22 protein-coding genes are annotated in these 22,305 nt (G+C 62.9%); 13 read left to right on the plus strand and 9 right to left on the minus strand.

The genetic code is table 11. The features are described 5' to 3' along the window. The first annotated feature begins 3 nt into the window (after window positions 1-3). Entirely contained in the window at window positions 4-1,041 is a 1,038-nt protein-coding gene (gene arsB / locus IEV38_RS11615; protein WP_188396369.1) for an ACR3 family arsenite efflux transporter, read from the plus strand. Window position 1,042: 1 nt separating this feature from the next. Beyond that, window positions 1,043-1,777, plus strand: a complete 735-nt coding sequence (arsH, locus tag IEV38_RS11620; RefSeq protein WP_188396370.1) for an arsenical resistance protein ArsH — start codon at window positions 1,043-1,045, stop codon at window positions 1,775-1,777. A 390-nt stretch (window positions 1,778-2,167) separates the two neighbouring features. Here the strand turns inward: arsH and glmS are convergent, their stop codons facing one another. Then, window positions 2,168-3,985, minus strand: a complete 1,818-nt coding sequence (gene glmS / locus IEV38_RS11625; protein ID WP_188396371.1) for a glutamine--fructose-6-phosphate transaminase (isomerizing) — start codon at window positions 3,983-3,985, stop codon at window positions 2,168-2,170. Window positions 3,986-4,131: 146 nt separating this feature from the next. Between glmS and IEV38_RS11630 the strand changes: the two genes are divergently transcribed. Then, the gene (locus IEV38_RS11630) at window positions 4,132-4,602 is read left to right on the plus strand and encodes an Lrp/AsnC family transcriptional regulator (RefSeq protein ID WP_188396372.1); all 471 of its coding nucleotides are present in this window, start codon (window positions 4,132-4,134) and stop codon (window positions 4,600-4,602) included. Between the two features lie 25 nt (window positions 4,603-4,627). Here IEV38_RS11630 and IEV38_RS11635 read toward each other — a convergent pair whose 3' ends face one another. Next, entirely contained in the window at window positions 4,628-5,509 is an 882-nt protein-coding gene (locus tag IEV38_RS11635) for a LysR family transcriptional regulator (RefSeq protein WP_229729011.1), read from the minus strand. Window positions 5,510-5,604: 95 nt separating this feature from the next. Here IEV38_RS11635 and IEV38_RS11640 point away from each other — a divergent pair, with 95 nt between their 5' ends. Beyond that, window positions 5,605-6,780, plus strand: coding sequence for an MFS transporter (locus tag IEV38_RS11640; protein WP_188396373.1), 1,176 nt, complete (start codon window positions 5,605-5,607; stop codon window positions 6,778-6,780). Between the two features lie 42 nt (window positions 6,781-6,822). Here IEV38_RS11640 and glmU read toward each other — a convergent pair whose 3' ends face one another. After that, window positions 6,823-8,178, minus strand: a complete 1,356-nt coding sequence (gene glmU, locus IEV38_RS11645) for a bifunctional UDP-N-acetylglucosamine diphosphorylase/glucosamine-1-phosphate N-acetyltransferase GlmU (RefSeq protein ID WP_188396374.1) — start codon at window positions 8,176-8,178, stop codon at window positions 6,823-6,825. 18 nt (window positions 8,179-8,196) lie between these two features. On the opposite strand from glmU, the gene IEV38_RS11650 reads away from it, so the two are divergent. Further along, complete coding sequence (locus IEV38_RS11650; protein ID WP_188396375.1) at window positions 8,197-9,093, plus strand: DUF6279 family lipoprotein; 897 nt, start codon at window positions 8,197-8,199, stop codon at window positions 9,091-9,093. A gap of 3 nt (window positions 9,094-9,096) precedes the next feature. Here the strand turns inward: IEV38_RS11650 and IEV38_RS11655 are convergent, their stop codons facing one another. The 3 genes from IEV38_RS11655 to IEV38_RS11665 form a co-directional block, all read right to left on the minus strand. Further along, window positions 9,097-9,747: an FMN-dependent NADH-azoreductase gene (locus IEV38_RS11655; RefSeq protein ID WP_188396376.1), complete on the minus strand. Its 651-nt coding sequence runs from the start codon at window positions 9,745-9,747 to the stop codon at window positions 9,097-9,099. Next, window positions 9,744-10,181 (minus strand): GNAT family N-acetyltransferase, encoded by a 438-nt coding sequence (locus IEV38_RS11660; protein ID WP_188396377.1) that lies wholly within the window; start codon window positions 10,179-10,181, stop codon window positions 9,744-9,746. Before IEV38_RS11660 ends, IEV38_RS11655 begins: the two co-directional genes overlap by 4 nt. A 68-nt stretch (window positions 10,182-10,249) precedes the next feature. Then, window positions 10,250-10,690, minus strand: coding sequence for a carboxymuconolactone decarboxylase family protein (locus IEV38_RS11665; protein ID WP_188396378.1), 441 nt, complete (start codon window positions 10,688-10,690; stop codon window positions 10,250-10,252). A gap of 102 nt (window positions 10,691-10,792) precedes the next feature. On the opposite strand from IEV38_RS11665, the gene pdxR reads away from it, so the two are divergent. Continuing rightward, entirely contained in the window at window positions 10,793-12,220 is a 1,428-nt protein-coding gene (gene pdxR / locus IEV38_RS11670; RefSeq protein WP_188396379.1) for a MocR-like pyridoxine biosynthesis transcription factor PdxR, read from the plus strand. A 39-nt stretch (window positions 12,221-12,259) separates the two neighbouring features. Here the strand turns inward: pdxR and ttcA are convergent, their stop codons facing one another. The 3 genes from ttcA to IEV38_RS11685 are packed head-to-tail and all read right to left on the minus strand — an operon-like array spanning window position 12,260 to window position 14,417. Then, a complete protein-coding gene (ttcA, locus tag IEV38_RS11675) occupies window positions 12,260-13,207 on the minus strand; it encodes a tRNA 2-thiocytidine(32) synthetase TtcA (RefSeq protein ID WP_188396380.1) in 948 nt (315 codons plus the stop codon). Further along, window positions 13,204-13,605: a dihydroneopterin aldolase gene (locus tag IEV38_RS11680; RefSeq protein ID WP_188396381.1), complete on the minus strand. Its 402-nt coding sequence runs from the start codon at window positions 13,603-13,605 to the stop codon at window positions 13,204-13,206. Before IEV38_RS11680 ends, ttcA begins: the two co-directional genes overlap by 4 nt. Window positions 13,606-13,637: 32 nt before the next feature. Further along, window positions 13,638-14,417 (minus strand): SDR family oxidoreductase, encoded by a 780-nt coding sequence (locus tag IEV38_RS11685; protein WP_188396382.1) that lies wholly within the window; start codon window positions 14,415-14,417, stop codon window positions 13,638-13,640. Between the two features lie 63 nt (window positions 14,418-14,480). Here IEV38_RS11685 and IEV38_RS11690 point away from each other — a divergent pair, with 63 nt between their 5' ends. From IEV38_RS11690 to IEV38_RS11720, 7 genes are all read left to right on the plus strand, one after another. After that, a complete protein-coding gene (locus IEV38_RS11690; RefSeq protein ID WP_188396383.1) occupies window positions 14,481-15,641 on the plus strand; it encodes a class I SAM-dependent methyltransferase in 1,161 nt (386 codons plus the stop codon). 26 nt (window positions 15,642-15,667) lie between these two features. Continuing rightward, entirely contained in the window at window positions 15,668-15,862 is a 195-nt protein-coding gene (locus tag IEV38_RS11695) for a DUF2905 domain-containing protein (protein ID WP_188396384.1), read from the plus strand. A gap of 42 nt (window positions 15,863-15,904) precedes the next feature. Next, window positions 15,905-16,114, plus strand: a complete 210-nt coding sequence (locus tag IEV38_RS11700; RefSeq protein WP_188396385.1) for a DUF2905 domain-containing protein — start codon at window positions 15,905-15,907, stop codon at window positions 16,112-16,114. Between the two features lie 147 nt (window positions 16,115-16,261). Beyond that, window positions 16,262-17,587 (plus strand): hemolysin family protein, encoded by a 1,326-nt coding sequence (locus tag IEV38_RS11705; RefSeq protein ID WP_188396386.1) that lies wholly within the window; start codon window positions 16,262-16,264, stop codon window positions 17,585-17,587. A gap of 204 nt (window positions 17,588-17,791) precedes the next feature. Further along, a complete protein-coding gene (locus IEV38_RS11710; protein ID WP_188396387.1) occupies window positions 17,792-19,216 on the plus strand; it encodes a DHA2 family efflux MFS transporter permease subunit in 1,425 nt (474 codons plus the stop codon). 123 nt (window positions 19,217-19,339) lie between these two features. Continuing rightward, entirely contained in the window at window positions 19,340-20,554 is a 1,215-nt protein-coding gene (locus IEV38_RS11715; protein ID WP_188396388.1) for a GGDEF domain-containing protein, read from the plus strand. 103 nt (window positions 20,555-20,657) lie between these two features. Beyond that, complete coding sequence (locus IEV38_RS11720) at window positions 20,658-22,304, plus strand: tetratricopeptide repeat-containing response regulator (protein ID WP_188396389.1); 1,647 nt, start codon at window positions 20,658-20,660, stop codon at window positions 22,302-22,304. Window position 22,305 lies beyond the last annotated feature (1 nt).

Raw genomic sequence — 22,305 nt, forward strand, 5'->3', positions numbered from 1 at the left:
AAGATGGGACGCTTCGAACGATACCTGACAGTATGGGTTGGCTTGTGCATCATTGCAGGTGTCATCCTCGGGAAGCTCTTCCCATCTCTGTTCCAATCCCTTGCCCAAATGGAAGTCGCACAGGTCAATCTGCCTGTCGGCCTTCTCATCTGGGTAATGATTATCCCGATGCTGGTCAAAATCGACTTCTCTGCGCTCTCACAGGTGAAAAATCATTGGCGCGGCATTGGTGTGACACTAGTCATCAACTGGTTAGTCAAGCCATTCTCGATGGCACTACTGGGCTGGCTCTTCATTCGACATGTCTTCGCAGATTGGCTGCCGGCAGACCAGATTGACAGCTACATCGCTGGCCTAATCCTGCTTGCGGCTGCGCCCTGTACGGCAATGGTGTTTGTGTGGAGCCAGCTATGCAAGGGCGATCCTTACTTCACGCTATCGCAAGTAGCATTGAACGACGCCATCATGATTGTGGCGTTTGCACCGTTGGTTGCACTGCTTCTCGGCATGGCATCCATTACGGTGCCGTGGGATACGCTTATCACGTCGGTCGGCTTGTACATCATCGTGCCGGTTGTCTTGGCGCAGATGATTCGAAAGACACTGCTCAAGCAAGGACCAGATGCCTTGACAAAGGTCTCCCAGCAGTTGGGACCGTTCTCGATAGCGGCCCTGTTGTTGACGTTGGTCTTGCTGTTTGCTTTCCAGGGTGAAGCTATAACCGAACAACCGCTTGTTATCGGCATCCTTGCTATCCCCATCCTGATTCAGGTCTTCCTGAACTCAGGGCTGGCTTACGTACTAAACCGCAAGCTCGGTGTGGCGCACTGCGTTGCAGGGCCATCCAGCCTCATCGGTGCTTCAAATTTCTTTGAGTTATCCGTAGCGACCGCCATTAGCCTCTTCGGCTTTCAGTCTGGAGCGGCCTTGGCAACCGTGGTCGGCGTACTGATAGAAGTGCCGGTCATGCTGTTAGTCGTCGGCATCGTCAATCGGTCACAGGGTTGGTACGAGGCAGGCATTGGAAGCAATGGGAAATGACATGACAAACAGCAATGCAGAACTACCAAATTTATCGTCTCAACTCGACATACCCACACACGCGCAGTTAGACGCATCGGGCGTCTCCAAGCATCCACCTCGAATTCTTCTGCTGTATGGCTCGCTTCGTGAGCGTTCATACAGCAAGCTATTGACGCTGGAAGCTGAAAGAATCCTGAAGCACTTTGGTGCCGAAACAAGAGTCTTCGACCCGACTGGCTTGCCAACGGTCGATAGCTGCCCAGCAGACCATCCAAAAGTGCAGGAGCTACGCAATCTATCTGCATGGTCTGAAGGTCATGCCTGGTGCAGTCCCGAGCGTCATGGCGCAATGACGGGTGTATTTAAATCCCAGATTGACTGGTTGCCACTTGAAGTCGGCAGCATCCGCCCTACGCAAGGGCGAACGCTGGCGGTGATGCAAGTGAGCGGCGGCAGCCAGTCATTTAACGCTGTCAATCAGTTGCGTGTACTCGGCCGCTGGATGCGCATGGTCACTATCCCGAATCAAAGTTCGGTTGCCAAGGCATTCGAAGAGTTCGATGACGCCGGGCGGATGAAGCCATCCAGCTATTACGACCGCTTGGTCGACGTGATGGAAGAACTGTACAAGTTCACACTTCTTGTTCGCGACCGGTCGGAATACCTAACCGACCGATACAGCGAACGTAATGCAGAACAAGAGAAACAACGGGCTGCCTTGGCAGCTAAGGCCATGAGTCATGAAAGGAAGTAAGCAAGAGGTCCGCTATTGGCCGATTGCGGACGTTAGCCAATACGAATCGGTGGCAATGTTTATCCGAATATCATTCAGCGGCATTTATCCCCAATATCTGAAGCCATGAACACGTTAGGAACTGGCTTTTGAAGAATTGGTGGACGTTCGAAAACTAATCTGAGAAGTGTAAAAACAGCCGGGAAATCCCGGCTGTTTTCTTGTGAGATGGAAAGCTAACGCGTGTTGTTTGGGCTTTCTCAGTTTGCTTCTGCTAAGAGTACATTCAGGCGGCTCTTGGTATTGTTGCGAGTTCATTCTACGGCTTTGGGGCCATCTATTCTATGACTTCGAAATCAATTCTATGACTCTGATAACAATGAACATTCAGTGCAATTGCCGAATGATGCTTTATTCCACCGTCACCGACTTCGCCAGATTGCGCGGCTTGTCGACGTCCGTGCCGCGCGCCAGCGCGGTGTGATAGGCGAGTAGTTGCAGCGGTACCACGTGCAGGATGGGCGACAGCAGGCCGTAGTGCTCGGGCATGCGGATCACGTGCACGCCTTCGCTGCTGGTGATGCGCGAATCGCCATCGGCAAACACGTAGAGCTCGCCGCCGCGTGCGCGCACTTCCTGCATGTTGGACTTCAACTTCTCGATCATCGAATCGGCCGGCGCCACCGTGACAACCGGCATCTCTTCCGTCACCAGTGCCAGCGGACCGTGCTTGAGTTCGCCGGCCGGATAGGCTTCGGCGTGGATGTACGAGATTTCCTTGAGCTTGAGTGCGCCTTCGAGCGCGATCGGGTAGTGGATGCCGCGGCCGAGGAAGAGCGCGTTTTCCTTGCGTGCGAAGGCTTCGGCCCACGCGATGATCTGCGGCTCCAACGCCAGCACGGCGGTGATGGCGGCCGGCAGGTGGCGCATTTCCTTGAGGAAGGCGACTTCCCTTTCCTCCGGCAGGCGACCCTTGACCTGCGCCAGCGTCAGCGTCAGCAGGAACAGCGCGGCAAGCTGGGTGGTGAAGGCCTTGGTGGAGGCGACGCCGACTTCGACGCCCGCGCGCGTGATGTAGGCCAGCGCGCATTCGCGCACCATGGCACTGGTGGCGGCGTTGCAGATCGTCAGCGTGTGCTGCATGTCTTGTGACTGCGCATGGCGCAGCGCGGCCAGCGTGTCGGCGGTCTCGCCGCTTTGCGAGATGGTGACGACCAGCGCGTTCGGATTCGGCACGCTGTCGCGGTAGCGGTATTCGCTGGCGATCTCGACGTCGGTGCGCACGCCGGCGACGGCTTCGAGCCAGTACTTGGCGGTCAGGCCCGCGTAGTAGCTGGTGCCGCAGGCGAGAATCAGCACCGAGTCGATCTTCTTGAAGACCTTGTAGGCGTCGTCGCCGAAGATGTCGGGCGTGATGCTCTCGACGCCTTCGAGCGTGTCGGCAATGGCGCGCGGCTGCTCGAAGATTTCCTTCTGCATGTAGTGGCGATACGGGCCGAGCTCGACCGCGCCGGTATGCGCGTGCACGGTCTTGACCTCGCGTGCGACCTGGCGGCCGTTGGCGTCAACGATCCAGATGCGCTGCATCTGCAGATCGACCACATCGCCTTCTTCCAGATAGATGATCTGGTCGGTGGTGCCGGCTAGCGCCAGTGCGTCGGAGGCGAGGAAATTTTCGCCATCGCCCAGGCCCACGATCAGCGGCGAACCGCGTCGTGCGCCGACCACGCGGTGTGGCTCGTCGCGGCAGAACACCGCGATCGCGAAGGCGCCGGTCAGACGCCGCGTGGCGAGCTGCACGGTTTCGAACAGATCGCCCGTATAAAGGTGATCGACAAGGTGAGCGATTACTTCGGTATCGGTCTGGCTTTCGAATTCATAGCCGGCGGCGCGCAGTTCATCGCGCAGTTCGTCGTGATTTTCGATGATGCCGTTGTGCACGAGGGCGATGCGGCCGCGTGAGAAATGCGGATGCGCATTATGCGAGGCGGGCGCGCCGTGCGTGGCCCAGCGCGTGTGGGCGATGCCGGTAAAGCCTTCGAGGTGCGCTTCGGCGACCTGCTTTTCGAGCTCGGCCACGCGCGAAGTGCTGCGCGAACGCTCGAGCTTGCCTTCGATGTGCAGCGCGATGCCGCAGGAATCATAGCCGCGGTATTCGAGGCGTTTCAGTCCTTCGACCAGGATGGGAGTGATGTTGCGTTGCGCAACCGCGCCGACGATACCGCACATGATGAGCCTTGCTGAAATAGGGAAGATGGCTCATCCTAGCGAAGCGCGGATGAAATAAGGTTTCGAAATTATGAATAATTTGGTTTATTATTTCTCGTTGATGCTATATTGAAATAATATTTCAAATCATATTCATATTTGACTGAATGGATGCTGAAATCGAACTCGATGAACTGGACCGCCGCATCCTGAACGCCCTACAAGCCGATGCGTCGCTGACCAACGCCGATCTGGCGGCGGCCGTGCATGCATCGCCGCCGACCTGCCTGCGCCGCGTCAAGCGCCTGACCGATGCCGGCGTGATCGAAAAGCAGGTCGCCATTGTCGCGCCGCACAAGGTTGGACTCGGCCTCACCGCCATCGTCGAGATCACGCTCGACAACCAGGCGGCCGAGCGCCAGACCGAGTTCGAGCAGTTGGTGGCCGACGAGCGCGCGGTGCTGCAGTGCTATCGCGTCTCGCCGGGGCCGGATTTCGTGCTGCTGGTGCAGGTGGCCGACATGCCGGCCTACAACGCGCTCGTGCATCGGCTGTTCGCCGCGCATGCGAATGTGCGCAACGTGAAGACCTTCTTCTCCGTGCATCGCAGCAAGTTCGACACGCGCATCGACGTCTGATCGCGCGCGGTGCGGATCGGCGGCGTTAGAACATTTCGAGAAACTTCCTCGCCGCCGCCGACAGCCGCTGGCCCTTGAGCCAGGTGATCGCCACCGATGACTCGAGCCGGCAATCCGTGATCTCCATGATGTGCAATGCCTCACTGGGTTTGAGCGCCGCCGCCGAGCGCGGCACGATGGCGGCGCCCATGCCGAGTTCCACTAGTGTCAGCAGCGCCGTCACGTTGTCGCTCTCGCAGAACACGGTCGGTTCGACCCCGGCCGCGCGCAGCGCATCCGACACCATGTCGTGACATTGAATGCCCTGCTGCCGGTGCATGAGCAGCAGCGGCTGGCGCGCCAGCTCGGCCAGCGAAATGCTGGGCGGGCGCGCCTGTCCTTGCGCGGTACGCGTCACGGCGACCCACGGTTCGGTGACGAGCGGCTTGATCTCGTAGGCGTTTTCATCCACCGGCAGCCGCACGATGCCGATCTCGATCACGTGCGCATCCAGCAGTTCGAGCACGCGATAGGTATTGCCCTCGCGCCACTGGAAGCTTACTTCCGGATAGGCGGCATGGAAGGCGGCAATGCGCGATGGCATGGTCAGGTGGCCGATGCCGGGCGGGCTGCCGATGCCGAGCGTGCCGCGCAGGCCTTGGTCGAACTCGCGGATTTCCTTGGTCGTGTTGTCAACCAGGCCGACGATCTGCTCGGCGCGCTGGTAGAGCGCGTGGCCGGCTTCGGTCAGGCGCAGGCGCTTGTTGGTGCGCTCGATGAGTTGCACGCCGAGTTCCTCTTCCAGCGTTTTCAGTTGCAGGCTCAGCGGCGGCTGTGCCATGTGCAGGCGCCGCGCGGCGCGGCTGATCTGGCCTTCCTCGACGATGGCCATGAAATATTTGAGTTGGCGCAGGTCCATGTCTTTCATACTAAATGCATATGATGAAGCGACAAATATAGTATTTTTCTTATGATCGTGCCGCGGCTAGACTGCCTTTTCCATTTTCAGAATCGGGAAGTTCGATGCTGCGTAAAACAACAGTCTGGATCATGGCCGTGACGGGCGGCATGGTGGTCGCCAACAACTATTACAACCAGCCGCTGCTGGTGGAGTTCGCCCATACCTTCGGCGTGACCGAAAAGGCGGCCGGTCCCGTGGCCGCGCTCACGCAGTTCGGCTATGCGGTCGGCATGCTGCTGTTCCTGCCCTTGAGCGACATGTTCGAGCGGCGCCGCATGATCCGCCTGCTGCTGCTGGCGGCGACGCTGGCGCTGATCGCCACCGCGCTGTCGCCGTCCATCCACTGGCTGATCGTGGCGGGTTTCGCGGTCGGCTTCACTTCGGTGGTGCCGCAACTGGTCACGCCCTTCGCAGCGCAACTGGCCGATCCCAAGGAGCGCGGCAGCGTGGTCGGCATCGTGATGGGCGGGCTGCTGACCGGCATCCTGTTGTCGCGCACGATCGCCGGTTTCGTCGGCGCGCATCTGGGCTGGCAGGCCATGTACTGGATCGCGGCCGGATTGATGGTCGTGCTGTTCTTCGTTCTCGGCCGCACGCTGCCGCAGGGACCGCCGACCTTCGAGGGCAGCTATGGTTCGCTGCTCAAGTCGCTGGCCGAACTGGTGCGCACCCAGCCGGTGCTGCGCGAAACCTCGCTGGTGGCGGCCCTGCAGTTCGCGGCCTTCAGCGCCTTCTGGACCACGCTGGTATTTCACCTGCACAGTTTTCCCGAGCAGTACGGCAGCGACGTGGCCGGCATGTTCGGCGTCATCGGCGTGCTCGGCGCGATGGCGGCGCCCTACGCGGGCAAGTTGTCGGACCGTACCGGCGCACGCCTGACGGTGATGTTGAGCAGCATCGTCTTCGTGCTCGCCTTCCTGGCGTTCGCCGCCTTCGGTTACGGCCTGGTCGGGCTCGCGTTCGGTGTGGTGTTGCTGGACCTCGGCATGCAGTCGGGCCACGTGTCCAACATGACGCGCAACTTCGCGCTGAAGAAAGAGGCGATGGGGCGTGTGAACACCGTCTATAACGTCACGCGCTTCCTCGGCGGCGGTATCGGCTCGGTGGTCGGCAACGTCGCGTGGAGCCACTGGCGCTGGCCCGGCGTATGCGCGATGGGCGTGGTCCTGTGCCTGCTGGCGGTGGCGGTGCAGCTGTACTACGGGCGACGCTATGCAGCCGCGGCGCCGGCACAATGAAAAAACGGGCCCGCGGGCCCGTTCTTCTTTTCATGGTCCAACCTACTTCTTCTTGACCGGCCGCTTCCAGTTCTCGACCGTCACCTGCTTCGCGCGCGCAACGGTCAGCTTGTCCGCCGGCGCATCCTTGGTCAGCGTGGTGCCGGCGCCGAGCGTGGCGCCCTTGCCGACGCGGATTGGCGCCACCAGTTGCGTGGCGCTGCCGACGAATACGTCGTCCTCGATCACCGTGCGCGACTTGTTGACGCCGTCGTAGTTGCAGGTGATGGTGCCGGCGCCGAGGTTGACGCGTGAGCCGACCGTGGAGTCGCCGACATAGGTCAGGTGGTTGGCCTTGCTGTGGGCGGCGATCTCGCTGTTCTTCACTTCCACGAAGTTGCCGATGTGGACGTCCTCCGCCAGCACGGTGCCCGGGCGCAGGCGCGCATAGGGGCCGATGATGCACTCGGGGCCGACCACGGCCTGCTCGAAATGCGAGTAGGGACGAATGTGCGTCTGCGCACCGATGCGCGTATCGCGGATCACGCAATATGCATCGACGCGCACGCCGTCGGCCAGCACGACGTCGCCTTCGAAGATGCAGCCGACGTCGATGCTGACGTCGCGTCCGCAGGTCAGCGCGCCGCGCACGTCGATGCGCGCCGGATCGGCCAGCGTCACGCCCTGTTCGAGCAGGGCATGCGCGATGTTGCGCTGGTGCGTGCGTTCAAGTTCGGCCAGCTGCACCTTGCTGTTGACGCCGTGCGTTTCCCACACGTGGTCTGGCTGCGCGGAGACGACTTCCACGCCGTCGCGCACGGTGGCGGCCACGATGTCGGTCAGGTAGTACTCGCCCTGCGCATTGTTGTTGGACAGGTTGGCCAGCCAGTTCTTGAGCAGACCGGTCGGCGCCACCATGATGCCAGTGTTGACCTCGTGGATTGCACGCTGCGCTTCGTTCGCATCCTTCTGCTCGACGATGGCGCGGATCTTCCCGTCCTCGCGCACGATGCGGCCGTAGCCGGTCGGGTCCGCCAGATCGACAGTCAGGATGCCGAGCTTGTCGTTGTCGGCGATCGCCAGCAGGCGGCGCAGCGAGGCGGCGGTGGTCAGCGGCACGTCGCCGTAGAGGATCAGCGTCGGCACGCTGAAGTCGAGCTGCGGTACCGCCTGCATGACGGCATGGCCGGTACCGAGTTGCGGCTCCTGTCTGGCGAAGCAGAGATCGGCAGCCTGCAGCGTTTGCGGTACCTGTTCGCCGCCGTGGCCGTAGATCACGCACAGGCGCGACGGCGAAAGCTGGCGCGCGGTATCGATGACGTGGGACAGCAGCGGTTTGCCGGCGAGCGGATGCAGGACCTTGGGCAGGGCGGACTGCATGCGTTTGCCCATGCCGGCGGCAAGAATGACGATGTTCATAAAAGGCCAGTGAAGAGAATGCAAAATACTATCACGCAGAAGTCCCGTTTCCGGTGGCGCACGCTGCTGATCGTGGCGTTTGCCGGCCTGCTGGCAGCCTGCAGCGCGGCGCGCATCGGCTTCAACAACGGCACCACCGTTTCCTACTGGTGGCTCAACAGCTACGTCGATTTCGAAGGCGAGCAGAAGCCGTGGGTCAAGCGCCATATCGACGAGCTGTTCGCCTGGCACCGCCGCACCCAGCTGCGCGGCTATGTCGAACTGGCTTCACGCATCCAGCGTCGCGACCTGGCGACTGTCACTGCCGAGCAACTGCTGAGCGATTACGAGGACGGCAAGACGCGCGTCCTCGCCATCACCGACAAGGCTGCGCCCGAACTGGCCGACCTCGCGCTGTCGCTGACGCCGGAGCAGATCGTCAACATCGAGGACAAGCTCGAGAAGAACAACCGGAAATTCCGCAAGGAATACCTGCAGGGCAGCAAGGAGAAGCGGCAGGAATTCCGCTACAAGAAGATGATGAAGCAGGCCGAATACTGGTTCGGCAACTTCAACCGCGAGCAGGAGGCAAAGCTGCGCCAGCTGTCGGATGCGCGGCCGCTGAACAACGAACTGGTGTTCGAGGACAGGCTGCGCCGTCAACAGGAACTGATCGACCTGCTGCGCAAGATCCAGGCGCAGCGGCCGGCCAGGGAAGAGGCCGCACGCCTGATTCGCGCCTACATCGCGGCCGCTTCCGACCGCTTCGGCAACCGCCAGCACCAGGCATTCTTCGATGCCACCGTTCGTGGCAATGCCGAACTGGTGGCCGGCATGATGCACCTGGCGACGCCGGCGCAGCGCTCGCACTTCGTCAAGACGCTGCAGGACTGGATCAGCGATTTCAACCGGCTGTCGGCGCTGGCGGAGTCCTGACTGTCATTGCTGCCGATATCCGACAGCAGCGCCGGCTGGCGTGGACATGCGCGCAATCGTCAGCGACAATTTCTCATGCAACTGGCGGCGTGCGTCATCGAGCGCGGTCGCCACGGCTTGGGGGCCGAATACCAGCCCCTGCAGCGGAAAGAAATGCACGTCGCGAATGCCGATGGATGCCAATGCATAGCGCAGGTACGGGGTCAGGAAGTCGGCCTGCCTTGCGTGTTCTCCTGCATGAAATCCGCCGGAACTGACCAGCACGAAAGTGGGCCTGTCCTTCAGCAGTCCGATCTTGCCTTCCGGCGTTGCATGAAAGGTGCGGTGGATGCGGATGACATGATCAATCCACAGCTTCAGCGTGGCTGGCACGGTGAAGTTGTGCATCGGTGTGACGATGAATAGCATTTCATGTTGTTCCAGTTCCACGATCAGCCGTTCCGACCAATCGAATGCCTGGGCGTCGGTCGCCGTGTCGGAGGTAATTGCCAACGCATATTCGCGGCCGATGACAGGCAGCGGCGTGCGTATCAGATCGCGTTCGGTGATCTGCTGTTCCGTGATGCCGTGCGCGGCAAGAGTGTCGCGCGCCAGCCGGTAGCCGTGGCTGGCCCCGCTGTGCGGGCCGCTGTTCAATAACAGAATGCTGCTCATGATTCTTCCTGTGGAAGCGTTTCGACGAAATGCAGGCCACGTGCAAGCAAGCCTTGCCGGAAATAGAAGCGCTGCGCCAGCGCCATGTGCAGGCCGGTGTCGAGCACGAAGTGCTGGCATTGCAGGGCAATGGCCTGCTGCCGTGCTGCCTGCAGCAGCCGTTCTCCGACGCCTGCACGGTGCAGCGCAGCGGTGACGACCAGGTCATCGACATAGACGAAGCGGCCGTACAGCAGGTTCTCGAGCACGCGGTAGCCGGCCAGGCCGACGACGCCGCCGTCGCGCCATGCCGCCAGCAGGTAATAGCCCTGCGTGCGCTGGCGCGCGATTTGCGCGATATAGCTTGCGCGGTTGACAAGATGCGGCCGCAATTCCTGCATGACGGCAAAGGAGGCGTCCAGTCCGGTGTCGTCTTCGATGTGTCTGATGTCCATGTGATCGGCGCGATGTGGTGTCCGGTCGGATTGACGGCGGCCTGTGTCTGGCCATGTCACCGCGTTGCTTATTCCGCCGGCATCTTGCGGAAGGCGACACAGAAGCGGTTCCAGCTATTGATCGACGTGATCAGTAGCGTCAGTTCCGCCAGTTCGGCATCGGTGAAGTGTGGCCGGACGGCTTCCCAGACGGCGTCCGGCACGTGGGTTTGCGCCACCAGCGTCAGCGATTCGGCCCATTCCAGCGCGGCGCGCTCCTGGTCGTTGAAGAACGGCGCCTCGCGCCAGGCGGCGACGGTGGCGAGACGGCGTTCGCTTTCGCCCGACTTGCGCGCATCGGTCGTGTGCATGTCGAGGCAGAACGCACAGCCGTTGATCTGGGATACGCGCAGGCGGACCAGCTCCTTCAGTAGATGATCGAGCCTGCTTTTGCCGATCTGGGTTTCGACGCCCATCTGGGCTTTGACGATGTCCGGGCCGGCTGCATAGAAATCGAGGCGGGGCTGCATGTGAACTCCTTGGTTGGGGTGACGGTTCGGTGTGAATGAAGCGTAGTATGCGAGTATCTTGGTCATGTCAGAAGGGCCAAGAAATGCAAAAAGGACTAGTCCATGATGGCCGCCAAATCGAATCTCGACTTGCGCATCGACCGCGCGCTGGCGCAGCCGATGTATCTGCAAATCTGCCAACGCTTCAAGACGGCGATCGAACGCGGGCATCTGCGTGCTGGCGATCGCGTGCCCGCGGTGCGCGCGCTGGCAACCGAACTCAATCTGGCGCGCGGTACGGTCGATATGGCGTATCGGGTCTTGGCCGACGAGGGATATTTCCAGGTGCGCGGCGCGGCCGGTACCGTCGTTTCGCCCTCGCTGCCGCAGCCGGCGCTGGCCAAGCCGCAAGCCACGGTGCCTCGTCATTCCTCGGCCGTTGCCACGGACTACGACGGCAGAGCGCCCAGGCCCCTGCAGTTGGGCCTGCCGGCACTCGATGCCTTTCCGCGCAAGGTGTGGAACAGGCTGGTCGCGCACCGGCTGCGTTACAGCGAACCGATGCGGCTGGCCTATCCGCATCCGGCCGGCTATGACCAGTTGCGCGAACGCATTGCCACCTATCTGGGCGTCTCGCGCGGAGTGGCCTGCCTGCCGGAACAGGTGTTTGTCACGAGCGGCTTGCGAACCTCGCTGGAACTGACGTTGAGCAGTCTGTCCAGTCCGGGCGATGCATTCTGGTACGAGGATCCGGGCTACCTCCTTGCGCGTCCGTTTCTGCAAAGCGCGGCGATCCGGTTGGTGCCGGTGCCGGTCGATGAAGATGGACTGATGGTCGAGCAGGGCCGGCGACTCGCGCCGCACGCAAGATTCGCAATGGTCACGCCATCTCACCAAAGCCCGCTAGGCATGACGCTCTCATTGGAGCGCCGGATGGCGTTGCTGGAATGGGCCGCCAATGCCAACAGCTGGATCATCGAGGACGATTACGACAGCGAATTCCGCTATCAGGGCCGTCCTTTGCCGGCGTTGAAAAGCCTGGATCGCAATGACCGCGTCATTTATTGCGGCACGTTCAGCAAGGTAATGTTTCCGGGCTTGCGGCTGGCCTACGTGGTGGCGCCGGCCAGCGCGGTGGCGCGTTTCGAGGCCGTGTCCTCCAACCTGAATGCAGGCGGTCCCTATCTGTTGCAGGCGGCGGTGGCCGACTTCATGTCCGAAGGACATTTTTCCCGTCACCTGAAGAAAATGCGGCAACTGTACGCAGAACGCCGGGACATCACCCAGCGCGTATTCCAGGAAGTATTGGGCGAGCGGATACGCATCAATTTGCGGCCTGGCGGGTTGCAGATGCTGGCAAAACTGGATGAGCGCGAGAACGATGTCCTGCTGGGAGCGCGGGCGCGTGCGGCAGGATTGGCGCCATATCCGCTGTCGCGCTGGTATGTCGATGCGAAGCCGCAGCAGGGCTTGCTGCTGGGGTTTGCCAATGTGCAGGACGAGGCGGAGGCCGAACGCCTGGCGCTGACGCTAAAGCGGGCATTCGCATGAGGCAAGGCTTTCCATGCCTCGCCTCCTGCAGCTAGCTGCCTAGTCGTCGTCTTCCTGCGCGCGCAAGGGAATGACGCTGGACACGGTGCTGCCGGTCGAGCACGGCTCCTCGTCGAAGGCAATGTCGCCGCCGGGCACCGCTTCGCCGGTCGCCTTCAGTTCGGCGAAGCCGAACTGGCCGCGGTCCATCAGGTGCGAGGGCACCACGGTCGAGAGCGAGGCGAAGATGTTCTCGACGCGGCCCGGATACTGCTTCTCCCATTCGCGCAGCATGTTCTTGATCTGCTTGCGCTGCAGGTTTTCCTGGCTGCCGCAGAGGTCGCACGGGATGATCGGGAAATTCTTCACCTTCGCATAGCGTTCGGTATCGGCTTCCTTCACGTAGGCGAGCGGACGGATCACGATGTGCTTGCCATCGTCCGACTGCAGCTTGGGCGGCATGCCCTTGATCTTGGCGCCGAAGAACATGTTGAGGAAGAAGGTTTCCATGATGTCGTCGCGGTGATGGCCGAGCGCGATCTTGGTCGCGCCCAGTTCGTCGGCCACGCGGTACAGGATGCCGCGCCGCAGGCGCGAGCACAGTGAACAGGTGGTCTTGCCTTCCGGGATCAGGCGCTTGACGATGCTGTAGGTATCCTGGTTCTCGATGTGGTACGGGATGCCGAGCTTGTCCAGATAGGCCGGCAGCACGTCGGCCGGGAAGTTCGGCTGCTTCTGGTCGAGGTTGACGGCGACGATGTCGAAATGAATCGGTGCGCGCTCGCGCAGCGTCATCAGGATGTCGAGCAGCGCATAGCTGTCCTTGCCGCCGGACAGGCAGACCATGACCTTGTCGCCGTCCTCGATCATGTTGAAGTCGCCGATCGCCTGTCCGACCTGGCGGCACAGGCGCTTGTGCAGCTTGTTGTTCTCGTAGGCGATCTTCTCGATCTGTTTTGCCGTCGGGCTGGCGCTCAGGCCGGCCTCGTTCTTCAGCACGGAACTCATGACTGGCTCTCCTTGATGCGGAACACTTCCACGCCGACCGAATGGCAGTCCGGATAGACGTCGGGCTTCTCGGTCGAGACGCGCGCGGCGCGCACCTTGGGATGCGCGAGCATGGCCTTGATGACGTCGTCGCACAGGGTTTCCTGCAGGTGGATGTGACCCTGCGCCATGCGTTTGGCGATGGTGCTGCGCATGAAGTCGTAGTCCACCACTTCGTCGAGCGAATCGTGCGACGGCGTCGATTCGTCGAGCGGGATGAAGAGATCGACGTTGATCAGCACGCGCTGCTCGCCCTTCTTCTCGAACTCGTGGACGCCGATGTTGATCTGCACCTCGTAGTCGCGCAGGAAGAGGCGGCGGCAATCGGCCAGGTTGGGATGGAACAGGAACGAATTCATGGAAGCAATCGGTTGAGCAACAGGAAAAAAGATCAGGACGCGACGAACATCACGTCGCGCTGCAGGGGAATCAGGTGCTGGCCGCCGTCAACGAGCAGCGTGGTGCCGGTGATGGCGGGCGAATCGGCGACGAAGCAGACGGCGGCCGCGATGTCGTCCGGCGTGCTGGAACGGCCGAGCGGCGTATGCGCGTGCGCTTCCTGAAACTGCGCCTCGCTCATGTCGCCCGACACCAGCGTGATGCCGGGCGCCACGCCGGCCACGCGCACCTTGGGCGCGAGCGCCTGCGCGAGCATGGTGGTGGCGCTTTGCAGCGCGGCCTTCGACAGCGTATAGGACAGGAAGTCGGGGTTCAGGTTGTAGAGCTTCTGGTCGAGCAGGTTGACCACGACCGCCTGCGCGCCGTCCGGCGTGGCCGCGTGCAGCGCCTGCGCGAGCAGGATGGGCGCGGCGAGGTTGACGTGCATGTGGGCATCGAGCGCGGCGGTCGAAAAGCCGGTGGCATCGTCGAAATCGAAGCGCGAGGCATTGTTGACCACGCACGACACCGGCCCCAGCGCCTGCGCGGCCTGTGCCAGCAGCTGCCTCACCGCCGCCTCGTTTGCCAGTTCGCAGGGCAGGGCGACGGCGCGTCGGCCCAGTGCCTGGATGTCGCGCACGGTCGCCTGCGCCTCGTCCGCCGAGCGCGCGTAGTGCACGGCCACGTCCCAGCCGCGCTGCGCGAGCGCGAGCGCAATCGCGCGCCCGATGCGGCGTGCGGCACCGGTGACGAGGGCGACGCGGCGGGCGTCTGGATGAGTGGCGGTGGACATCGAAGCCTGGTCTTATGTTGGCCTAAGGTTGTGTGTTTTGCCGAATTCTCTACAATACCTGCCATGCAAGCGCATCTTCCCGAACCTTCCCCGGACGCCTACCAGGCATCTTCCCAGCTCCAGAACCTGATCGTTGAAGAAATTCGCCGACAAGGCGGATGGATTCCCTTCGCGCGGTACATGGACCTGGCGCTGTATGCGCCGGATCTCGGTTATTACAGCGGCGGCGCGGCAAAACTCGGCAAAGACGGTGATTTTACAACCGCTCCCGAGATGACGTCGCTTTTCGGGGAAACCCTGGCCCACGCGGCCGACGAGCTGATGCGCCAGAGCAGCGCCCACATCCTCGAGTTCGGCGCCGGCACCGGCAAGCTGGCGGCCGACATCCTGACCGAATGCGCGGCGGCCGGCATCACGGTCGAGCGCTATTCGATCGTCGAACTGTCGGGCGAACTGCGCGCGCGCCAGCAGCAGACGCTGGCGGAATTCCCGCAGGTCAACTGGCTCGACGACTTTCCGCAGGCTTTTTCGGGCGTGGTGATCGGCAACGAGGTGCTCGACGCGATGCCGGTGTCGCTGGTCGTCAAGCACGACGGCCGCTGGCACGAGCGCGGCGTGGTCTGGCAGGACGGGCGCTTCGATTACGAGGACCGTCCCTGCGCGGCCGAACTGGTCGAGCAGATTCCGGAGGCCGATGCCTTGCCCGACGGCTACCTGACCGAAGTGCATCCGGTCGCGATCGGCTTCATGCGCACGCTGGCCGGCATGCTGACGGCCGGTCACGAGCAGAACGGCAAGGGCGGCGCGGCGATCCTGATCGACTACGGCTTCCCCGGCAGCGAGTTCTACCTCGACCAGCGCAGCCAGGGCACGCTGATGTGCCATTACCGCCATCATTCGCATCCCGATCCGTTCTACCTGCCGGGTTTGCAGGACATCACGGCGCACGTCGATTTCACGGCGATGGCCTATGCCGCCGTGCGCAACGGGCTGGAAATGCTGGGCTACATGAGCCAGGCCGGCTTCCTGATGTCGGCCGGCATCGCCGACCGCCTGCTGCAGACCTCGCCGGAAGACGTGCAGCTTTACCTGCCCAAGGCCAACGCCGTGCAGAAGCTGACTTCGCCGGCCGAGATGGGCGAGCTGTTCAAGGTGCTGGTGGTCGGCAAGGAAGTGGTGATGGATGACCGCTTCGACCGTGCCGACCAGAGCCGGCGCCTGTAAGTCCATTCACGAGCGCGCCCCTTTCCATGCTGCGCTGGTTCATCGTCATCTTCCTCGCCGTGATCGTGTTCTCGGCCGCGCTGCCATGGCTGGAAAAGCTCGGCATCGGCCGCCTGCCGGGCGACTTCCGCTTCCGCATTTTCGGCCGCACCGTATTCCTGCCGTTCGCTTCGACCGTGCTACTCTCGCTGCTGGTGTTCCTGCTGGTCCGCCTGTTCTGAGCGCGGCAACACTTCCGGCGACAACTTCATGGAGGAAAGGCAATGATTCGATGGGTCGTGGTGATCTTTTTGTTTCTGACCATCTTCAATGCATTGCTGCCCTGGATCTTCATCAAAATCGGCGTCGGCCGCATCCCGGGCGATATCCGCCTCAAGCTCGACCGCCGCACGCTGATCCTGCCTCTCGGCTCCACCGTGTTGTGGTCGGCGGTCGCCTTCCTGATCGCGGAGCTCGTCAAGCGCGTGCTGTGATGCCGGCGGCGCTCGGCTTACTTCGCTGAACATGCCGTCATCTGACATGAAATTGACAACATTTCGGCTAGGGTGCCGGCTGGATGGTATGATTCCCCTCCTTTCAACAGCAGGGCTGGCGGGTATTAACCGCGAGTTCCCTTTTCAGTGGACATACTGATCATCCTTGGTTTGATTCTGGTCAATGGCATCTTTGCCATGTCCGAAATCGCCGTCGTCACCTCCAAACGCATACGTCTTCAAAAACTCGCTGAAAACGGCAGCCGCGGCGCCAAAGCCGCGCTCGATCTGTCGGACAGTCCCAGCCGTTTTCTCTCGACCATCCAGGTCGGCATCACCCTGATCGGCATTTTCAACGGCGCCTTCGGCGAGGCCTCGCTGGTCGCGCAACTGACGCCCGAGGTGGCGATGCTGCCGTTGGTCGGCGACTACGCGCGCGAGATTGCGCTCGGCATCGTGGTGGTCGGCATCACCTTCGCCTCGCTGATCTTCGGCGAACTGGTGCCCAAGCGCATCGCCATGCAGTATCCGGAAGTGGTGGCCTCGCTGGTGGCGGCGCCCATGCTGTGGCTGTCGCGCCTGATGGGGCCGTTCGTCAGGGTACTGACGGTCTCGACCGAGTTCATCCTGCGCCTGCTCGGCATGCATCACAAGAAGGATGATGCGGTCACGGAAGAAGAGATCGCCGGCCTGTTCCGTGAAGGTGCCGACGCCGGCCTGTTCGAAAAGACCGAGCACGACATCGTCTCGCGTGCGCTGCGCCTCGACGACCAGCGCGTGACGGGACTGATGACGCCGCGCATGGACGTGCACTTCATCAACATCGACGACTCGCTCGAGATCAATCTGACCAAGATCGCAGACAGCGCCTATACGCGCTTCCCGGTCTGCAAGGGCGATCTGTCGAACGTGATCGGCATCGTGCACGCCGGCAGCCTGTTCGACCAGGCGATCCGCGGCAATGCGATCACGGCCGTCGATATCGCCGCCGCCACGCGTCCGCCGCTGTTCGTGCCGGAGACCATCAGCGCCATGCAACTGCTGGAAACGCTCAAGAAGAACCGCGCCGAACTGGCCCTGATCATCGACGAATACGGCGAGATCGAAGGCATCGTGACGCTGAGCGACGTGCTCGAGGCATTGGTCGGCGACGTCTCCGTGATCGACGAGCATCACGAGGTGGACGGCGTGCGGCGCGACGACGGCTCGTGGCTGCTCGACGCCGGCATCACCTTCGATCGCTTTCGCGAATTGCTGGAGACCGAAGTGCGCTTCCCCGACGAGGCATCGGGTTCCTACCATACGCTGGCGGGCTTCGTGATGTCCTTCCTCGGCCACATTCCGCAGATGTCGGACAGCTTCGAATGGGAAGGCTATCGTATCGAGGTCATCGACATGGACCGCAACCGCATCGACCGCCTGCTGGTCAGCCGCCTGCCGGAGCAGGCGGAAGCCGCCGACGAGACGGTCTGAACATCTGAACCCTGAAAGCCGGATCGCCGATCCGGCTTTTTTTTACCCGGCCGATCACGTTGGGCTTTCGAATTTTTGCGGAACAGCGCCGGCGTCCGCAGTCAGGCAAGCCGCGCGCACGAACTGCCGCACGCCAGACCAGTCGAACCAGGCATTCCCCCGCGATTCCCGCAAGGCGCGGCCTTCCGCTATCGTCACGAACCTATGGCGCACACACTCGAAGAACTGCGGACGCGTTACGGCGCCCGCTACAAATGGCTGGTCCTGCTGACCTGCATGATCGGTAGCGTCGCCGCCATCCTGTCCTCGACCATCGTCAACGTCGCGATTCCCGACCTGAGCCGCCACTTCGCGCTCGGCCAGGAACGCGCGCAATGGGTCTCGACCGGCTTCATGCTGGCGATGACGCTGTCCATGCTGACCACGCCGTGGCTGCTGATGCGCTTCGGGCTGCGGCGCACCTACATGGGCGCGATCTGTCTGCTGTTGTGCGGCGGCGTGCTCGGCGGCTTCAGCATCAACTACTCGATGCTGCTGACGATGCGCGTGGCCGAAGGCATCGCCTCCGGCATCATGCAGCCGATTCCGGCCATCGTGATCCTGCGCGCCTTCGCCACCCACGAGCAGGGAAGGGCGATGGGTATCTTCGGCTTCGGCGTGGTGCTGGCGCCAGCGGTCGGGCCCAGCGTCGGCGGCTTCCTGGTGGAATTGTTCGGCTGGCGCTCGATCTTCTTCGTGGTGGTGCCGCCGTGCCTGATCGTGCTGGCGCTGATCCAGCGCTATCTGCCGCTCTACAGCCAGTTGTCGGAGGCGCGCCGCGCGCTCGACTGGAAAGGACTGGGGCTGATGGCGCTGGCGGTGCTGGGCATCCTCAACGGCCTGGTCGAACTGCGCGCCGATGCGGTCGAGGCCGGCGTGCTGCTGACGGTCGGGCTAGCCAGCCTGGCGGCGTTCGTCGTCTATCAGTTGCGCACGCATGCCGAGCCGCTGCTCAACATGCGGCTGTTCCGCTACCGCCAGTTCACGATGGGTGCGCTGGTCGCCTTCATCTACGGCATGGGGTTGTTCGGCTCGACCTATCTGTTGCCGATCTACATGCAGATGGCGGTCCATTACTCGCCCTCGGAAGCGGGGCTGGTGCTGCTGCCGGCCGGCATCGTGCTGGCGGTCACCATCCCGCTGGCGGGCCGGCTTGCCGACCGCTATCCGCCCAATGTGCTGGTGGCAATCGGCCTGAGCCTGTTGGCATTGTCGTTCGCGCTGATGGCGCTGGGCGGCACGGCATCCGGCTACGTACTGCTGATGATCTGGGCGGCGCTGGGCCGCATCGGCCTCGGCTTCGTGCTGCCGGCGCTGAGCCTGGGCGCGATGCGTGGTCTCGACGTCGATCTGATCGCGCAGGGGGCGAGCGCCGTCAATTTCGTGCGGCAACTGGGCGGCGCGATCGGCGTCAGCCTGGTCGGCATCGTGCTCGAATGGCGCATTTCGGTGCATGGCGCGCAGGCAACAGGCCAGCGTGATGCATTCGGCGAGACTTTCCTGCTGGTCGCCGGGCTGTGTGCGCTGGCGGTGGTGGCGGCATGGTTTATGCGTGAAGCGCAGGCGGCTGGCCCGGCCGCCACGCAATGAGTTGCCGTTGTTGCCAATGGCAAACAATGGGCGCATGATTCCAGCCAAGCGGTGCGATGCCGTCGGTTGCGCCGCGATGCTGCCCGTATGGGCGGCCGGATTGTTTCGGATCATCTCATTCCCATGCAGCGCACAGGCGAACAGGACGACGAGGGCGCGCCGACGGAATCGGCGACGGAAGCGGACGATGAGGCCGCGCCCTCGCCATTTCCGCCCGGATTTCCTGCTGCATCTCCCTCCACGCCGCCCGAACGCCGCCAGTCCGTGTTGTCCAGCCTTGCGGACCAGCAGGCAGCGCGCCTGTCGCGCCTGACGCTGACCGGACTTTTCTCTGCTCTATACCTGGCGACGCTGGGTATCTTCCACCTGCTGGGCCGGCTCGAGCTGCGCGTGCTGCAGACGGCCGCCATTCTGACTCTCTGCGCCTATATCGTCTTTTACGGCTTGTTCGCCAGCGGCCTCAACCTGCGCAGCCGCGCCCGCAACCTTCGCATGCCGATGGCGGTCAGCGCGATCGGCATCATGCTGTTCGTGGTCTATCTGGAGCCGGCCGCACAGATGGCGTTTGCGCCGTTCTTCCTGCTGACGATGGCGTTCGTGATGCACCGCATGTCGTCGCGCACCATGTTCCGGCTGGCCTTGTCCGTGATGCTCTTCCACGCACTGGTGATCGCCGCGCATTACCGGCAGTATGCCGATCTCGACCTGTTCAAGCTGGAGGCGATGCAGTTTCTGGCATTGGCGCTGACGTTGCCCGGCTTCGTCATGCTGGCCGATCGCGTGCAGCGGCTGCATGGCGCGCTGTACCGCGCCAACCGCAAGATCCGCGACATAGAGGCCGACGCGCAGCGCGACACGTTGCTGGGCTGCTACAACCGACGCTACATCGTGGCCGCGCTGGAACAGCAGAAGCGGCTGGCCGAGCAGAGCGGCGAGCCGCTGTGCCTAGCGGTGCTCGATCTCGATCATTTCAAGCTCATCAACGACGATGCCGGCCATCTGGTCGGCGACGAGGTCTTGTGCAAGTTCGCGCGGATCGCGTTGCGCAACATCCAGCCGACCGACATTTTCGGCCGCTACGGCGGCGAGGAATTCCTGCTGGTGCTGCCGCGCACCACGCTCGAGGTCGCGTTGCCGGTGGTGGAAGGCATCCGGCGCCAGATCGAACGCTTCGACTGGGGCGTCTCGCTGCGCCACCGGGTCACGGTTTCCATCGGCCTGGCGCAGCACGTGCGCGGCGAATCGGTGCTCGACCTGTTTTCGCGCACCGACGCGGCGATGTACAACGCCAAGCAGGCAGGGCGCAACCGCGTGGTGGTCGACCAATCGACAGAATGACTTTCTGACATGTTGTGCAATGTGATTTAACAGTTGCGCGGCGCGGGAGTAATATTGCGGCACGGCATCATTTGGTGCCCTTCGTTATTTGCCATTCACTCCCATGCAAGCACTCGCAGGACTGACCGCCCTCATCATCGAGCCGCACGCCGGCATGCGCGCCGGCATTCACAACATGCTGAGCCAGGGCGGCCTGACCAAGATCGACTATGCCGTCAGTGCCAGCACGGCGATCCGTCCGCTGCGCAACCGCACCTTCGATCTGGTGATCTGCGAATACGATCTCGGCGAAGGGCAGGACGGTCAGCAACTGCTCGAGGACCTGCGCCACCATCGTCTGCTGCCGCCGGAAACGGTATTCGTCATGGTGACGGCCGAGCGCACGCGCGACAAGGTGGTCAGCGCCGCCGAGCTGTCGCTCAACGACTACATCCTCAAGCCTTTCACAGCCGAGATGCTGCTCGAACGCCTGGCGCGCGCCATCGAGCGACGCAATGCGCTGCAGGCGGTGCGCCAACTGATCGAGGATGGCAACCTCGCCGGCGCGATCGAGGCCTGCGCCGCCGGTGCCGAAAAGCTGCCGCGTCATGCGCCGGACTTCATGCGGGTGCGCGCGGAACTGCACACCATGCTCGGCGAACTGGCCGAGGCTGAAAACATCTACGCCGACCTGTACGCACGCCGTGCGCTGGCCTGGGCCCGGCTCGGGCAGGCGGTCACGCTGCACCGGCAGGGACGCTTCTCCGAGGCGGAAACCATGCTGCAGGCGCTGATCGAGAGCAAGCCGCAGTTTCTGGAGGCCTACGACTGGCTCGCGCGCACGCAGGAAGAGTTGGGGCGCTTCGAGCAGGCGCAGCGCACGCTGCAGGCGGCCGTCGAGCGTTCGCCGCATGCCGTGCAGCGCCTGCGGCGACTGGGCCGCGTGGCGCTGGAGGCCGGCGATGCCGATACCGCGCACCGTGTGTTCCAGCAGGTCGTCAACCGCACGCGTTTTTCTGAATTCCGCGAACCGGAAGACCATGTGCGGCTGGTCGAGACGGCGCTGGGGCAGGGCGAGGCGCAACTGGCTTCGTCACTGATCCGCGATCTGTCCAAGACATTGGCGCATGCGGCCAGGACGCCGGTCTGTCGCGCGCTGTCGATGGCCATGCTGCATCGCCACGAAGGTGAGCAGGAGCAGGCCGTCGAGGCGCTGGAAGAAGCGGTGGCGGCGTGCCGCCAGCCGGTCGCGCTGTCGGCCGACGCACGCATGCTGCTGGCCAGGAACTGCCTGCAGAGCGGATTGGAGCAGGGCGCGGTGGAGGTCATGACGACCGTGGTCGGCAATGCCTCGGGCACTGCCGCTGCGGCGCGTACCTTGCGTCTGTTCCACGACGCGGGACGCCAGGACCTGATCACCCGCGTCAAGCGCGACAGCAAGAACCAGGTGCTCGATCTGGTTGCCTCGGGAGCCGAGAAGGCGCGCCTGGGCGACTATCGCGGTGCGGTGGCGCTGATGTCGGAAGCCGCCACGCGTCTGCCGGACAATCCGCAGGTGGTGTTCAATGCCGCCGTCGCGGTACTCAAATGTCTGGACAATCAGGGCTGGGACGAGGAACTCGGGGAGCGGGCGCGCGATTACGTCTCTGCCGCGCGCCGCCTCGACCCGCGCAATCCGCGCCTGTCGCTGCTCGGCAGCATGTACCGCGAACTGCTGAAGAAATATGCGATCAGCCGCAGTGATCGCCATGGCGGTTTCGCGCGCCTGTAGT

The sequence above is a fragment of the Oxalicibacterium flavum genome (genome assembly GCF_014635065.1).
Classification (GTDB): Bacteria; Pseudomonadota; Gammaproteobacteria; order Burkholderiales; family Burkholderiaceae_D; genus Oxalicibacterium; species Oxalicibacterium flavum.